Origin of the sequence: Vibrio sp. 1F255 (assembly GCF_041439145.1) — a bacterium.
In the GTDB taxonomy this organism is placed as follows: domain Bacteria; phylum Pseudomonadota; class Gammaproteobacteria; order Enterobacterales; family Vibrionaceae; genus Vibrio; species Vibrio crassostreae_C.
Map to the genome: position 1 here is coordinate 24,591 of NZ_JBGONQ010000024.1, position 17,458 is coordinate 42,048.

A 17,458-nucleotide genomic window follows, 5' to 3' on the forward strand; every position below is an offset into this window, starting at 1 on the left:
CATTCCTTCTTAATGACTGGCTAAAGGCATAGGGTGTGTTTCTAGAGTGATAAAAAACAAACCTTTCACCTTTTGATTTAGCTAAATTGTACTTTGCAAGTAGTTATTATGTCATGTTGAGAAAATTTTAGACGATAATATAATCGCGGCAAAATATACTCTGCCAGAATACTATGTTCACTAAAAATACGCTGAAATCAACATTAGGTCTTATTGTTACGTCGCTTATCTTAAGCGCATGTGGCGGTGGGGAAGGTGGAGGTGATAACACCCCGCCAGCAAGGAATACCGGAAGCATCTCAGGTAACGTTTTTGACGCTCCTGTGAGCGGTGCGAAAATTGAGGTGTTTGAATACAAGGATGGAAACCTAGGTAGGAAGTTAGCAAGTACGACTTCCGATGCTTTTGGTGACTACAAGGTTGAATTTGAATCTTCATCGATGCCACTTTTCATCGTAGCTAAAGAAGGCAGTTATACCGATCCCTTAACGAAAAATACAGTGTCTGTCAGTAACGGCAAAACACTGCGTTTAGAAGCCATGCTCAATTACAAAGAAGGGCGTGATCAAAACTTAGTGCTGACCCCTTTGACGAACATTGTTTCAGGCTTAACTCAATACAAAGTAGGCAGGGGAGTGTCAGACTCTACTGCTATATCGGAATCACTAAATAGCATTAACGATATGTATGGTTTCGATGTCAATGAAACTACTCCGATAGACATTACTAAAGGTGGTCAAAGTAGTTTTGCTACATCCGGTCACCAATATGGTGCATTGTTAACCGCTTATTCTTCTTATTCGTACGACCTAATTCAAAAATACGGTGATACTCAGAGTAATATTTACACATCGATGCATTTGGCTGATATCCAATATCGAGATGTCATTGCCGATGGTCTTCTTGATGGGCTGGAAATAAGTACTGTGTCGGGAGGGGTAACCCCTTTAACCTTCGGTCAACAAAAAGTCTCTAGTGATATTTACACTCACGATTTGGCACAGCATGTTCTAATTGTCGTCAATGATCCTAACTTAAATATTTCAGGAACAGACGCAGACGACTATGTTGAGTTTAGCCGTAAGATTAACGACCAAGGCACCAATAGCGGTACTGCCGGTGTGATCCCACCTCGCGACGAAACCGAAATTGATACCGAAGCGCCTACAGTGTCTAGAACAGACAGTGATGTATTGGTAAGCCTCGATAAAGTGGATATTAAGCTCAATGATGAAATTGGTGTTCAAGGTGTCTCAGCGTACCTTGAATACCAACTGGATGGTGTCTGGTCTCTCGAGAGTCAGTGTGACGATGAACAAACTGCGGGTAGTGAGTTTTGTTTCTTGGAATTCGACGGCTTTGAATCTGGTCTTAGAGAAACAAGTATTAAAGTAAGTGTAGACACAAAAGCCATTGACGCGGTAGAAGTTGATTCGGATACGGGACTCTCAAATGTAACTGCGGCACGTTTGGTTTTTTATACGACTGACGTCTTAGGTAACGAATTAGTTCAAGGGCGAGATGTTGGCCATTATGTAAACTTTGAATGGGACAACAATGCGCCGGTAATTGAAGTAACCTCGGCTAGTTCTATAAACAACAGTGCAAAAGAGTATGTGCTTAAAGGCACTGTAAAAGAAGACTCGCAAGAGATTGATTCGGTAACGGTTTCATTTAAAGGCGGTTTAGATGATAGCGTTTCTTGTGGTCATATAACTTTAGAGTCAGGCAGTGCCTGTGAATTCAGTAAGGGATATTCAACCGATGAATTCGTATCGATAACAACATTTGAAATTAAAGCCACCGATAGCAACGGGAATATTGGTAAGGAAGTTCACGAAGTCGTTCGTGATGATCAAGCGCCGGCGCAAGTGATTAGCTACCCAGAGAATGCTCCAATGAATTATGTCAACGTTAGTGTTGATGGGGAACGCGTAACTAAAGAAGATGTTTATACGCAAGACACCTACACATCAGAAACGGTTCAATCCACTCGTGATTATTTGAAGATTGATTACATTTACGCGAGCAAGGGGATTTTAAACTCAATTCCCGATGTCGATTTTAGTGACTTTAATGTCAACGACCTCAAAGATAACAAAATTCCATATGTTCGTGTCAGAGTCTCAGATGGCAACGGGGATATGGGGTTAGGATCTAGTGCCGACAAACTTAAGCTAGTTGTTAAGTATTTAGTAAGCGCAAACAATGATAATAACTACGTGCTTCAGAAGGTAACCGATACCGTAGCCTCTGCCGCTAACATACCCCACGAAACTATCTCTGATACTGAAGGACACGTAAATGAGGTTATCTATTATGTTCCTTTTGTAAAAGAAATACTTGGTGACAACTTCGCTTCGACGTCCGAGAACAGCAGTCAAAAACTAGTGATTCAAACTATTGACGAGTCTGAAAATGAAAGTGCTGAGCAAGAAGTTTATTTTCGTAGTAGCTTCGACTTGCCGACAATGACGATCGTTACTCCATTTATCGGGGCTAGTGTGCAATTGGAGGGATTAAACTCGAAGGGAGAGTTTACCTCGCTAGGAAGATGTACCACGATTCAGCACTTAGAAAGTGATGGAACAAATAAAGCACTCGATGTTGCTGGATGTGAAACAACAACTGATGTAGTTAACTACGACTTTATGCGAGTGCGGTTAATCGGTATTGATGGTAATACGCAACCGTATTACTACAAGTGGGAGAGTGATCCAGGTACACAATCAGAACAAGTGAACCTAAATAGCGCGAATATAGGTGCCTACTTTAAACTTAATGGTTCTAAGACTTTTTATATTACCGAGCTAGCAACATACCAAACCGGACTGTTTGACTCTCAATGGAATCAAGTTGAAGCTGGAAACAAGACTCCAGAGAATGCCGCACGAATTTTAGACGACGTACAATATGCTCTCGCTGGTGGAAGCGATTCATTCTTTGGTTTCGACCCAACGATCGTTTCGTATGCAACGAATGAAATATTGAAAGGTGCTATTCCGGAAAAACTGCCTAATAATTATATTCATCGGTTTTTAGTAGAAGCGATTTATGACATTACCCAAATAAACAATATGCTACTAAGTAACTCTGTTGATTTTGCTTCCGCTATCTATGATGACTTGCAGTACGATGGCCAAGCTAACGGTATTGGTAGTGGGGGTGAAAAAATAGTTCTAGATTCATATGAATTTAGCTCAAAGTCTTACCGTAATGACTTAGCGCAATCATACTATAACATTATGACTGAAAAGTATGGTGTAGCAGCTAACCTAGCTCAGCGATACGCCGATCAGATATCAATGGCGAACCCAAGCCTCGATGGCGAACAGATTATAGACGGTGATGGCGAAAGTATTGATAAATCACCGCCTCAACCTTCGCTAAGTATCGAAAATGGCCGAGAAACATGGGTTGGAAATAAACGGTACGTTGCTGGTGTTTTAGATTCACGGATTATTTTGGAAGATCCGTCAGGCATTGTCGTGGAAGAAGGCAGTCAGCCATTATTTGTTACAGTGTGGTATAAGAAAACTGAACCGAATACGGAAATCCCAATTGATCTGAATATTCGAGAGTCAGGTGGTGATAATTATAAAAAAGAGTATTTATTTACCCTTAATACCGAGTCTTCAAATCTCAAAGGGATTGTCGAGTTTGCACTTGTGACCAGTGCAATGGATGAGCATGGAAATAGCTATGGTTACAATGGAGAGGAACCACATACGGAAACTTTGTATGTGGATAATGATTATCCTTTAGCGACTTATATTCCCCCGAGCGATGGTAATGGTGATCCGATTGACGAAAATGTCTATTTGAACACCAATTATGTTCAAGAACTCACTTTCAACATTGACGATATTGTAGGAGACAAATTGGACGAGCGAGGGCTCACTTTCTACAACTCGGCAACCGGTGTTACTAATGATTATGACGCTAACTCACATTTTTCAAGTAATACAGAGGATCATTTTAAGGTAAAACTATGCTCTGGAGACAAATGTAGCAGTCAAGGTAATATTATTAGTCCAGAAGATGGTAATTGGGTGGTGTATGTTAATGCTGAAGACAATCTGTCTAATATAGTTAACCGCCAGACGACCAATGCCCCTCAATTTAGTGTATTACTTGATTCAAAAGGTCCGGTAGTAAACGGATCTAAAATTATTAACCACTTAGGTGGTAATACTAGCTGGGTACCTGATATTACTTGGAGCTTGAGTCCAGGGAGTTTGGTTGAAGTCGATATGAAGTCAGAGTCTGGCAGGCGTTTCACTTTGCAACATTACGAAACAGAACCTGAAGAGAGTACTGAGCCGTATCTATTAGGCATGCAGCCTAACGTAGAGGTGAGACTAGTTGCGGAGGCATTTAAATATAATGAGAAAAACTTCTTCTACGTAACAGCAACAGACAGTTCTTTTCCATCGGGAACACACAGTGGTGAATTTGAATTCTTGGTCGACAACAAGGGACCAGTAATTGAATTAGCTGACCCTTGGGTTTTAGACACTAATTCAGGTGAAAGCTATGTTCTTGGTACCGCATTTACTGTAAAGCTTACATCAGTATCTGACGACTCTGATGTATCTAAGGTTGAACTTTGGCAACAAGGTCAAAACGCTGCAATACGTTCAATTGACCCCAAAGATCCAACGCAGCCCTTTGATATCGAAATTACAGAAACGCAAAGTGACACTATAGTGATTGGCGAAGACAGAAAGGCTAACCTGTACCTCAAAGCCCTAGACGAATATGGGTTTGAATCTGAAACAGAAATTAGAACTGTTCTGCTAGATCGTGAAGGCCCATCACTAAAGTTAAATGCGTTTGATCCGGAAAGTTTCTATCTTGGTGATTATGTATTCAATCTTTCAGCCCAAGATTTAAATGATAGGGGAACACCATCATCAGACGGTGTTAACAATGAAACATTAGAGTATTGGACTTTCAAAGAAAACCCCTCTGATGCAAGCACCTTAGTTGGTGAAGATATGAAGATTCCTTTAAGAGGTGAAAACGATGGTGATAGTGCGATTCGCACTATCAGATTAGGTGGTTCCGACATTAGAGGGAATACGACAAGCATAGATTATGTGGTTAAAGTTCAAAACTCAAAGCCCACTATTAACTCGGTTACTTTCACATATGAAGATGGCACGCCAGTTTCTTCTGGTGGCCAGATACAAATTACTCGTGTTGAACCTGTAATTATAAGTATTGATGCTGAAGATGAGAGCGGGATCCCGCTAGTTGAAGGTACTTATAAATATGGGGAACAAACCAACAATATCTCATTTTCTCAGAAAGGTGGCCTTTGGGAAGCTAGGTTGACAGAGGCAGATCTAACGGAAGATGGTGCCTATCAGTTGGAATTCAAAGTATATAATAACGTTCGCTATAGCTCTGAACAAGAAAGGCCTGTTTCCGAACGGTCAGAAAGTATCAATGTGCAACGTCAAGGTGTTGCTCTGTCAATCGTAAAACCGACTGACTTCCAAAGTCATATATCGGGAAGTACCCTTAATGTTGAATTTGGCCCTGCGGGTGAGGTAAAAGCAAAAACATTAGAATGTTGGGTTAGAGAGAATTACACCTCAGACGGTGTGCCGGAAGATGGTTCGAACAATGCTTATTCAGGTGTTATAACTAATCCTCAAGAAAATTATAAGTGTAGCATTACAACTGATGTGAATATGTCTGTTTCACCTGTGGTTTTGATAACGAAAACAGTAGGAACGAATGATACTGAAACAGTCAATAAATTCAGCTTTAATATGATGGATATCGATGCCCCTACGGTTGAACAAGACACATATCAATTTACTGGCAATGACGTTGGTTTGAACGCCGAAGGTAAGAAAGTTCTGAGCTTAACATTGAGCTTCAAAGACAATCTTTCTGGTGTGGATATTAGTGATGGTAACGAACCGTTATTGGTAAGAAATCGATTAAATGTGTCTTTTGAACCAAATAGTTGTAGCTCTAAATTGGGTATAACGACATGTACGTATAGAGAGTTGTATGCCGATATCCTCTCTCCGGGGGCGTTACAGCACTTATACACGATTAAGAACTTGTCTGATGTCGCCGGAAACTTAGGTTCGGATCATGCGTTAGAATTATTGCTTCCAGCCCAAGGCGATTTAGAAATCGCTATTACCAGCCCTGCTGAAGATACTATTATTCGAGGTGAGACCCTTGAAATGAAATTCAAGGTGAAGGTTGGACAAAATTCTGATCTTGAAAATGTCGTCGCAACTCTAGATGGTGCGTCATATAATTTGAATGATAACCCAGAGAACTTTGGCCCTTTCACTAAGTGTGAGGATGACTATTCTTGCTCGACGTTTACCGCGCCATTAGATGACAAACTAGATGGTCAATTTATCAAGCCTAAAATTCAAATTATTGATGTATGGGGAGAGTCTATAAGCGATGAAGTCAGCGTAATGGTCGATAATAGCCTACCAAATGTTGACGACACTGTATCCCTCAATGAATCTCCGGATGATTCTAGCTTAGTTAGATTTCAGTTTTCTGTGTGGGATGAAGGTAGCGGTATAGCAAAGGTTAAGTACACAATAGTTAATCCTAAATATGTATTTGATAAAGATGACATTGGCGACAATTCACACCTTTATTTTGATCTTCCAAAAACTGAGTTAGAAGAGTTGAATTCGATACGAGTCAATGTCGAAGCAACTGACAATGTAGGTTGGACTCAAAATAAGACGATTGATATTGACATTAGGATACCAACTATTGATTTGGCTTTTGATGGAATAACGAGTTTACAAGGGGGTAAGCTTGCTTTTACTAATGATAGCCAAGCGTTCACCATTACCTCTGAAGAGGGAGAGGATGTAAAGGCTGCTTCCTATGCTATAGATTTGGTTCCAGTTTCAGGTAACACGATTAAGTTTTCTGGGAAAATAGCCTCTTCAACAGCTTCAGATACGATGACTTTTGATATCGATGCTCAAGCTGAGTATATGCAAAAAGTAACCGTAACCGATTCTATCGGGCGAGTTATTATTGACTTTAATGTGCTCAACAAGACTTACGATGCTGAAGGCATCGCATCCATTGTTGATTACCAAGCACCGGTCATTTCAAGTATCACCAGTACTCAGGATTCGATGATTCCAGAGGAAGGGCTATATTATTTGGATGTAAGAGCATACGTCTTCGATAAAAATCTAAGCAGTGTTGGTTCTACTGCGGAAAACGGTACCGATGCCCCGGTAAACCCACAATCAATTGAAGAACCGACCAAAGACGGTGACCCTTACTTGATACGTTATCTTTTATCTCCTGGCGATTATCTAATAAATGTAACGGCAGACGATTTAGTTGAACACCAGACCGAGAAGTCACTAAATACAAAAGTTGAAGCAGCAAGTATTCCAGAGCTAACAATATCAACGGCAGCATCAATGCCTTTGGCTGGTGGCGTTGAAATTCCACTTTTGTTTACCTTCACTGAAGAGGTTAATCAATTTGAATTTTCAGATGTAGAGATTTAAGCAAGTGATGGCAATGATACAGGCGAGTTGAAGCAAGCATCATGGAGTACAACAGACAATATAACTTGGTCGGTCAATTACATAACGCCTGAAAAAAAGAACAAAAACATAACCATACGAGTCGGTGATAATAGTTACGAAAGCGTAAATACTATCCCCGGTACAGGGGATAGTTTGGTTTTGGGGATTGAGGGTGTGTTACCAACCCTGTCTAGCGTGACATTTGATCCAATGCATCAGCAAGTAGGCAAAGATGTACAAGTAGCCCTTGAATTTGATAAGGAATTACAAGAAGTAACGGCCATGCTTGGTGGTAATCAAATCAACTCACTAACTGCTACGGCTGATAAGAAAGTTTGGAAGGGTAACGCTCGAGTGCCTGATACTAATGAATTAACAGTGGCTTTGATTACAGAGCAATACAAAGACCTAGTGGGTAATGTGGGCACGCAAGACAGCACACACTCGCTGCCTATCACGCCAACGTTGGACATCACACCGGTGGGCAGTGTGGACGGCAGCAATGCCGCGAACTTGGCCTTCTCAGGCACCTCGACCCGTTTTGATGGTCAAGAGCTTCGCCTGGCAGTGAAAGCGCAAGACAATGAGACGGTATTGAAAAATGGCGTTACGACCGTAGCAAGCGGTGGGGCTTGGAGCAGTACGGTGGATATCAGCGATCAACCGAACGGCAGCTACACCGTTATTGTGACGGACACCAACGCTGCAGGCGTGCAAGTAAGCGAAAGCGCAAGCTTTACGCTCGCGCAAGCGGTACCGACGTTAACGAGCGTGACGTTTAACCCAAAACACCAAGCGATAGGTCAGAGCGTATCGGTCAGTCTTAAGTTCGATAAAGCGCTGCAAGCGGCCAGTGCCGAGTTAGGTGGTACGGTCATCTCGCTGACGCAGAGTGCGGACGGGCAATGTCGATGTATTAGTCGCGACGTCGTCTGATTTGACGGTGGATTTGGTGGTGAAAGATTACCAAGACTTATTGGGTAACGTGGGGGCGCAAGACAGCACACATTCGCTGCCGATTACGCCAACTATTAGCATCTCTGCGATCAACAGCGGTAACGATGTTAACGAATCAGAGTCACCCACATTGATTCTCGATGGTACTACGGTTCGTTTTTCTGAAGGTGATAAGTTGAGCCTAAGTGTCACAGACAGTGGGGGAGTTAAAGTTTCAGATGCTGAGGTGCTGGTTAGTGAAAACGGAGTTTGGCAATATGAACTGACTCTTGATCCAATCGAAGGTGGGTCTGTGACGGTGTCACTACATGGTGCCAATGCACTTGGAGCCGATGCTACTTTGGTTGAATCTACATTTACATTAAATAAGGATGTGAACGCTGCAGTGGTCGTAGTGCCAAGTTTATTACGACAACTGCTTATTTACGACAAGGGCACAAAACTAGCAGCGTAACGCTAATCGTTATATGGAAGATTAGACAAAGGTCTGCCTATTCGGCAGACCTTTTTTGCAAATGTATCTCAGGTTGTAGGAATTTGATTATGCACAGTGGACTTAATCATTTTTATTACCCTCAATTTTATTAAGAAAATTATTGTATACCAGTGCCCAATATTGATTAGCTTAGTGATGCTGAGTCATTGAAATTAAAATTATTTTGTTTTTCCTATTTCATTATTTAGTCATATTTTCAGTCAGATAACCAATATAACTGGTGATGTAATCAGAATGGCAATTGTATAGATATTTTGCATGGTAGTTTTTGGTGTTATCCCTATAAAAGTGCCATCTTGATATTAAATGCATAATATATATAGTGTTTATATCACATCGTTATTTGATGTGGTGTTCTGCATTTTGGTACTTTAGTACCACCCTTTTAAGCCAATTTAGTGTTCCAAAATAAATCCTATTTATATTGGCTAAGTTTATGTGGGAATTTATTCCCACTTTTTTTCTCTTTTACAGATGAGAAAATGCTCAATATAACCTTCTAAATCGATGAAATGCTTCCACCAGATATGTGTGTTTAGTCTAGTTAGTATTTACTTAAGTACGCAATGAAATGATTGTTATGTGACATCCGTTCAAATTTATTTGCCTTTTTAGTTGGTCAGACGAAATGACTATTTATCCTGTTTAATTAGCTTTATTGCTAGTGTTATGGTTTTTGACGATACTCCTTCTAATCTATTGAAATTTATAACCATTACGCGTAGAATTTATTTAACCAAATCGTTTTTTAAGCCTTATCAGCTTAGTTATCACCGCAACTATATATACCTGTAGGTTGTGGAGAATCCAAATGCACTTAGTTTGCAAATTTATATCTAGTTCGTCTCTCAGTACGAACGACCTTCAATATGTCTTAACACCGGATGAGTGTGTCGGGCTATTTTCGCGCGTGCGCACCCCTAAAGACATCTTGGCTCAATTACCAAGCACTCTGCTTCAGCAGATTACTGCGTCGGCTAAAAAAAATGTCCACAGCCTGCTCAATGCTATTCGAGTAGAACTTGTAAAAGCGAACTGGGTTTGTCTTTCATCCAATGTGAGACGTCGTCCACTAACGAGTAAGCAGCTAGCAAATTTCCCCCGACTGAAATTACATGTCGATCGGGTGAGCAATAGTACTGCAGAGCGCGTTCACAAAGCTAACTACCAGCAAGTTGTCGATGATGTACCTTTGGCTCGTCACTACAACTTCTCGCCGGTTGAACCTTCCCCTGAACATAAAATCGTCGTTGAGTTTGCTGGTCAGTGGTCGAGTAATGCTGGCTGTCTGATGTTAGGAACTACCGATACTCAAAAAGAAAAAGTGACGGTAGGTAAGTCAGATCGAGAAAATAAACACCGAAGCCTCGCTACATTTAAAGATCTTGAATTAGAGCGTAAAACGCTATATATCAAAATCCCTTGTTCCGATCAGCCTCAGCCAATTTTGCTTAAACTCGCCGAAGACCTGCAGCCCGTTGATAAAGAAACGCAGATGGAAGAGTGGGATAACGTGTTGGTGCCGGTAGTTCCGCTATACAAATCGGGTTCTTCATGGGATGGCTACACGTCGGGGCGTGTTTACATTATTTGGAATGGGGAAGTTTGGCGCGAACTACAGGTAACAAATGATGGATATTTTGCTGATGTAGACATGAGCAATAGCCGAAAAAAAACAACGGAGACAAGACACGTCAATATTGATGGCTCTTCGTTGTTCCCCGGAGAGAATGTTGCTTTTGAACGGTTCACCATTTTGCAAGATGGAGTAGAAGTGTTTAGCGGCGAACTAGACATCAATGAGCAGGCAAGAGTGTTTAGTTTGGTCGCAGAGGAGGTCGAGATCAAGTTCGTTGGTTTTGAACATGAGCAATTGATGGTTCCGACACATCCTAGCCCTATGAAAGCCTCTTCTACACTGAGTGATGAGGTTCTGGGCTATCCGCTACCTCACATCTGGATACCATACAAAATCAAAGGTGAGTGCCAAGGCGTTTACCTGTATTACGCATCTCAAGCATTAAGTGATGCTGCTATTTCTGAATTAGAAAGCAATTATGAATCGATGGCTGTTTCACTAGCTGAAACGTCAGACTACAGCAGTAATCAAGAATTTACTCAACAAACCGTTTTTGCTTTGCCTGAGCTCTCTGAAAGTCAAAAAGTGAAGGCGGTTGTGAATGTACAGAACGATTGCAATGTCGCCGCAGTCAATATACCGCCTCCTGGAAGTGAGATCATATTACGCTATCGTGTTCTTAGCTCCACTGATCAACCCGATGACTATTTTATGTTACAAAACGACGAGCATAGTTGGTCGCAAAAAGCATATTTTCGTTGTGCCAAGGTCGATGAAGATGGCTATCTCAATTTACGATTTAGTGGCTGGCCTGAAAAGGTTAAAGAAGTCGATATTTTAAGGGGAGCTCATGCATCACGAGGGATTGAAACTCCCGAAACGTTTAAGTTGCGCGAAAAAGTAAAAGTTACGGATTTATTAGGCTAAAAAATGAAAAAAACACTACTAATAACGTTATTAGGCTTAGCAATCATTGGTTGTAATGATCAATCTCAACAGAGTGCTTCCCCTATTTCGAGTTCTGCGCAAACAGAGCAAGAAAAACACCCAGATCGCGTTTATGTCGGCGAGCAAAACTACTACGTAATGGAATCGGCAGTTACCAATGAGAATTGGGTATCCGATGACGAAATACAACCTATGCCGGGTCAGTTTCCTAAATACTATGTCTTTAATTCAGATGAATGGCCTAAGGAAGACATTAACGATGCTAGCTCTTATGATCTGCCGCGTTTTCAGTTTGCATGGGACAATGATGATGATGACAGGGTGAAACTGAAGATTTGGAGCATGAAGACGGATGGTACAGATTTACGTTTAGTGGTTCCAGATACCAAGGTTGATGGCATTGTACTTATTCGACGCTCTCCTAACTTGCGTTATGTTGCTTGGATAGATAGGGGAACTGGCAAGTATGTTTATGACTTACAAACGGGTGTAAAAACGCGAGTGATGGGAGGTGGCTCTCCTGGCATGGTTTGGTCAGAGGATAGCCGTTATTTATATTTTCATACCATGCCGGGACAGAATTTTGATGTTGATAACGCGCGTTGGAATTCTGAAACTGGCGAAATTGAAGCGATTGATTTTGGAGTTGGACCTTACGCTGTCCTGAAAAATAAGACGATAATGAATCTAAGTTACACAGGGGTGTTTAAGCGAGATTTAACGAACAATGCTCTGAAACATATAAGTATTAATCCAACAGGTAAGGTTCAGCAAAGAGAGTGGTTGAAATTTCGGGGTATGAGTCCAACGGGTCGATATGCTTGGGGCCAAAATAATCAGAATAGATTCATTTTTGATATTGAAAATGAAACTGTAAAAAAATACGACAAAACCGAATATGTGGGTTCAGGGATATTAGGAAAAGATGCTCGATTCAGTGCACATGACCGCGTATCTCGTATGACTGTCGTCGATCGCGAAACACATCGACGCTGGCAATGGTATGCGTTGGGTACTGGCGAAATAGGCGTTAACTCTAATATGAGCTTATACAATGGCTTGGTAAATGATGGTCTTTGGTTTAAGGAGAGTGAGTAATGGACGACGTATGTACTTACGATAAACCGATGTATTTACTGGGTGTGTATTTTCAAGGTGAAGCTACAGATGTGGGTAGCGAGTTCAGTAATTGGAATACAGTGTCAGACTTAACCAGCGTAGATCAAGTAAAGAATGTTCGGCCTATCCCATTTACCCCAATACTAATAGATGCTCTTGCCCAAGACTCTGTAACTTTGCCTAGGTTCTGGGGAAGTGACCAATATGGCAGGCTATGTAACCTATCGTACTTAGGTGAAGCTGAAGATAGTAAAAAGCAAGTACTTCTTCGCCATAATAGCCCCATCACAACGATTGATATTAATCAAAGCTATGAGATGTTGTTTCCGCCCACCAATTTAATTGGTCAATTAGCGCAAAAATCGTCATCTGTTGTTGAACTAAAAGAAACAATGAAATCACTGTATACGGAGATGAGTTGGAGAAACGTAGCGAAACGGTTTAGCCCTACCAAAATTTCTGTAAAACAACTTGCAAAGCCTTATATTCAGGAGCATGGGCAGCCCCTTTCTCAAGAAGAAGAAAACTACAACCAGTGGTATGCAGATATCCAGTTATCTGGCGTTGAGGTTATTGAGGGGTTTGTTGTACCCAGTGTTAATACTGTTAGTATCGTGTTTAGCAGCGATATTTACATAGGTGCGGAAGTCTCATTAATAAAATATTGCAGCACACTTGGCAATCAGCAAGAAACGTCAGAGGTCGTATTGGAAAGAGGCGTCGTGAGCCAGCCTTTTTATGATGATGAAGATCAAGAGTCGCAAGAATTTAATGACACTTTGCCATCTGTATCATTTAATCTACCTTCGGTTATTGAACCTGCGAATTCTGAGTCAACCTCAGAAGATGATCACATCGTGCTGGGTGATGGTTTCTACGGTCTGAGGGTTCAGTTCTTTGTTCAGGACTATCTTAAAGAAAACAAGCGTCTTCAAAATAAGTTTCCTGAAGTTATTCAGTCTGGACGACTAAGGTTTGAACGGAATAAATTGTCAGCAGTCACTGGCGTAGCAGATCAGGATTGTTATACCTACGAATTGAACGAAAAGGTAACGTTTAAATCAATCAGCGGTTACGGAAAACTCGCTATTGTGTGCGGCGACATGATCTCTCTTGAAGAGTGTTTGTTTTATCAGTACCCCCAAGCATTACCCTCCAATTACAGCGAGTTAATGACAAAAACCGGTAAATCGGTTCCTCTTAGCGGCACGGGTGTTAATACACTCGGATTAGCGTCAGCAATCAAAAAGAATGCGGAAAGTTTGGCTGAAGGTTTTCTGATGGGAGGGAATCCATTTTCAGAAAACCTAAAAGCAACGATGTTCAGTGTAGCTAAAGGGATCTGGTCGGACATTGAGCATCAGAAATTGCCTGATTTAATGACCAGCAGTGTTGCACTCGCTTTTGGCTTTTCAGCATTTAAAGAAAGCCGTAAAGAATTGACCAAAGCGATAAGATTTGCCAATAAGGGGCTCGACTTTAATCAAGCGGCAGCCTTGGCGTTTCGCAAGAGCGGTATGAACATCTCTTTTATTAAGCGCGAACTCGATGTGATAAAAGCTAGCTTGATCACGGATACGTTCAGCGAGAACTCAACACGACTTGCGAGGTCATGGTTTAATGGCTCCGTTATGGAGAAGATGAACCGAGCATTTCCAATTCTTGAATCTGGCTCTAGCTTAGTTGACTTGTACGATTTGGTGCAAAAAGAAAACGAGCTTGAGAAGAAATCTCTTGAAGCCAAAGAAGATTTCGATGCTGTATCTCAAAGTTACCTTCAATCTATTTCAGTTATTAAAGCGTATCAACAATGGGCACAAGCGTTAGACGATGCTAAAAACGTCATCAATGGTAGCGATGGTGAGGAGATAGCCCACATAGTTGAGGACAGCCAAGGGTTAGCGATTCATATCAACTTTAAGTTCAACGAATGGCAACATGGCAATGAGCACGGCAAGCTGAGAACAGACATTAAACAAGTGTGTAAGAACTTGTCGCTATTGATGCTAGATAACCCAAGCTACAAGGTATCGATAGAAGGGCATGCTGGTAGGATTGGCTCTTCTGATGCGAACGATCTTGTTGCTGCTAATCGTGCAAAAACTGTTACCAACGCAATAACCTCCATTGACTCTAGCTTGGAAGAAAGGGTTTACACGGCGTCTTATGGAAATACTCAACCGCTTACGGCTGATAGTACCAAGAGCGATATGTCACAGACCGGAGACAGTGCCCCAGCAGCTTTAGATCGACGAGTTGAAGTTCGATTGATTATTCCTAACTATCAAGTTGTTTTACCACCGAGCCGCAGCGGAATGGTGGAATTAGAGAAAGCACGTCAGTTGAAGCAAGCATTGGATGTTGGCTTAGATGATACGCAGAAGGCGCAAGTCGCGGCGGTGTTAACCACTCTTAGCGGGTTTGCGATGTTTACTCCGCTAGCTCCGCTTGCTGCGGGTATTTTGTATCTAAAGTCCGGAGCAGAGCTAGCAGACTGTGGGTTATCTGTGTTGGACGAGCTCATTACTGAAAAAGCCTATTCTGACTTTAAAGGACGTTATCAGAATATCGACCAACTAAACCAGTTAGGTAAAATCCATATCCGAGTTCTTCAACAGTACAGAGATTTAAAAGTAACGATTGAGCGTAGTGAGATAAAGACACGTGATGAAGTTGAGTCTCATCTGAAGAATAAAGAAACGGTGCAAGAGCTGCAGAAACGATTTTTACTCCGTGCTCTTGCGCTTAATGGGCTCGTGGAACTGCTTGCTCGAATTTCGCTTTGGAACCCTAATGTTTCTAAGTTGCAAGGGCTGCTTGAGGAATATCGAGTTAAGGATTACATCGATGTTTACGTTATCAACGATAACTGGGAGGCCCCGTTAAGTAGCTACAACACCATGGCTCAGAATTGGATACAACGAGTTAGGGATGATAAGTCAGGAGCAAGTGCTGCCCGTGCTTTTGCGCAATCTTGGAAAAATGAACATTCGCCACAATTGTCACCTTTGTTGAAGAGAGCTCGTATTCAAGGGGAGTTCAATAAAGGCTTCCCTGTACAAGCCCGTCTATATCAGGGGGATGCGGACAATGGCTTTAACGATTTCGCAAACATGTTCGATAACAATGTGGAGTCTGTTAAATCGGACGATATCGGCTTCAGCCGTTTATTAGTTGATAGTAGAGGGGATGGGATTTCTTGGAAGCCATTTGACGAGTGGATTTCCCCAAACAAAACCAATCGAATTACGCCTTTTACACGTGTTAAGGTTCAGATTGTTTTATCAAGTAATGCCTCTAAATCTAAGAAAAAGATATTCAAGACAAAGCTGCAATACTGTTGTGAACGGTCGCTTTGGGACTTTAAAGGGCCAAGCTTTGAAGTTCTGATGGCGCCGCGAAAAGCGGATGATCTAACTTTGTGCGGGAGCAACGATAAGCTAAAAAGTTACTTTGACCAACACGCAGTTGAAGAGCATCTGACATGTGTTGAATTTGAGCCAACATATTGGTTCGGCGAATATGAAATCCCAGGTCTTAAGCCTTTATACTCAAATTACGAGATGCAAAGCTTCGATAAATGGAAACAAAGTGGAGAAGCTCGCTCAATGCAATACTATTTCACTGCTGATGGGAATACGTTGTCTCTAGCAGGTATTGAACAGCAGTTATTCAAGTTTAACTATGGTGTCGATGACAATAACACCTATGGTAAGCAGTGTTATCTGAATGACGATGGAGAAGTCGAGGTTGATGGTTTACCACTTGTTCTATACGACGGTCTGGCGAATAGGCAAGTAGTGATTAACGAATATGATTTACTAATCGAAGAGTTTGTTAAAAGTACTTCTGCTAAAAAATCTGAAGGTATTGCACCGTATCTAAAAGGTGATGTTTCGATCTTTAGTGCTGTTTCGAAAGGCAGTGGTTTTGAGTGGTTCGATGATAGAGCACCAAAATCCTCTGTACTTGATTGGTCTAATGATAAACCAGTTACTATATATGTCGCGTTTCTTTCCGAAGGAGGCGAAAAAGATGTGTACAGACGTATGATGGGAGAGAACTATCAGGTGCCAATGCGTTTATCTTTGTCGATTGAAGAGCAAGAGTCGATGTTTTCAAAAGACACGACTGAAGGGCCAAGTTTCTTCGGTTCACTGCTGGAAGTTGGTGAATACACTTATAAGAAAGATGTCCCTTCTCCTTATGCAAAAGTAGAAATCAAAGAGGTCAATTTCACTGATACTAACTCCGAACTTGCATCTGGGTTGGGAGCTTTTGTGGAGGAGTTTCAGTCGAAAGTTAATGTAGATCCCAATAGATACCTAGATCCATTTAGTGACCGTAGAACGCTACATATTGTTAAGTTTGAGCTTAGATACACCTCTCCTACTGGACGACGAGTGCCTACTTTGAGGCCATTTGGTCCTATTGTAGACAAGATAAAAGCAGAGTTCTTACCGGTGCATATTTCGGTATCATCGTTATCGCAAACGGGGCTTGCACCCGGCGTAGGGGAGTATCCTATAAAGCAGCCTCAGAAATTGTCTTTGCCTGGTGGTCAAAAATACAGTGTGCAAGGGATGCCTTGGATGGAGATTGAAGGCGATGCTTCTCGAATGAACGATTCAGCTTTTCTCTATTGGCAAAAAGAGTTAGCGAACAACCCGGTGAAACGAAAAGCGTGGATCGAGGATTGGATTGTGAAAGAACCGATGAATGTAAGCGTTCCGGAACAAAAATCAATATAAAAAAACCGCCTTCGGGCGGTTTTTTTGTTTCTATCGGACTGACTGAACACTC

At 41.6% G+C, this 17,458-nt stretch carries 6 protein-coding genes; all 6 read left to right on the forward strand.

Annotated elements, in window-relative coordinates; translation table 11 throughout:
- Positions 1-173 precede the first annotated feature (173 nt).
- Positions 174-7,535, forward strand: coding sequence for a hypothetical protein (locus ACED41_RS14090; protein WP_102333571.1), 7,362 nt, complete (start codon positions 174-176; stop codon positions 7,533-7,535).
- 174 nt (positions 7,536-7,709) lie between these two features.
- Positions 7,710-8,492, forward strand: a complete 783-nt coding sequence (locus ACED41_RS14095) for a hypothetical protein (protein WP_371725150.1) — start codon at positions 7,710-7,712, stop codon at positions 8,490-8,492.
- Entirely contained in the window at positions 8,449-8,967 is a 519-nt protein-coding gene (locus ACED41_RS14100; RefSeq protein ID WP_240799509.1) for a hypothetical protein, read from the forward strand. Before ACED41_RS14095 ends, ACED41_RS14100 begins: the two co-directional genes overlap by 44 nt.
- Before the next feature lie 853 nt (positions 8,968-9,820).
- Positions 9,821-11,515, forward strand: a complete 1,695-nt coding sequence (locus ACED41_RS14105; protein ID WP_102333572.1) for a hypothetical protein — start codon at positions 9,821-9,823, stop codon at positions 11,513-11,515.
- A 3-nt stretch (positions 11,516-11,518) separates the two neighbouring features.
- The gene (locus ACED41_RS14110) at positions 11,519-12,634 is read left to right on the forward strand and encodes a hypothetical protein (RefSeq protein ID WP_102333573.1); all 1,116 of its coding nucleotides are present in this window, start codon (positions 11,519-11,521) and stop codon (positions 12,632-12,634) included.
- Complete coding sequence (locus tag ACED41_RS14115; protein ID WP_371725151.1) at positions 12,634-17,406, forward strand: OmpA family protein; 4,773 nt, start codon at positions 12,634-12,636, stop codon at positions 17,404-17,406. The genes ACED41_RS14110 and ACED41_RS14115 overlap by 1 nt, the downstream gene beginning before the upstream one ends.
- Positions 17,407-17,458: the final 52 nt, after the last annotated feature.

Coding starts and splice junctions, on each gene's coding strand:
- ACED41_RS14105 (WP_102333572.1), top strand. CDS start 9,821: ATGCACTTAGTTTGCAAATTTATATCTAGTTCGTCTCTCAGTACGAAC.
- ACED41_RS14115 (WP_371725151.1), top strand. CDS start 12,634: ATGGACGACGTATGTACTTACGATAAACCGATGTATTTACTGGGTGTG.
- ACED41_RS14090 (WP_102333571.1), top strand. CDS start 174: ATGTTCACTAAAAATACGCTGAAATCAACATTAGGTCTTATTGTTACG.
- ACED41_RS14110 (WP_102333573.1), top strand. CDS start 11,519: ATGAAAAAAACACTACTAATAACGTTATTAGGCTTAGCAATCATTGGT.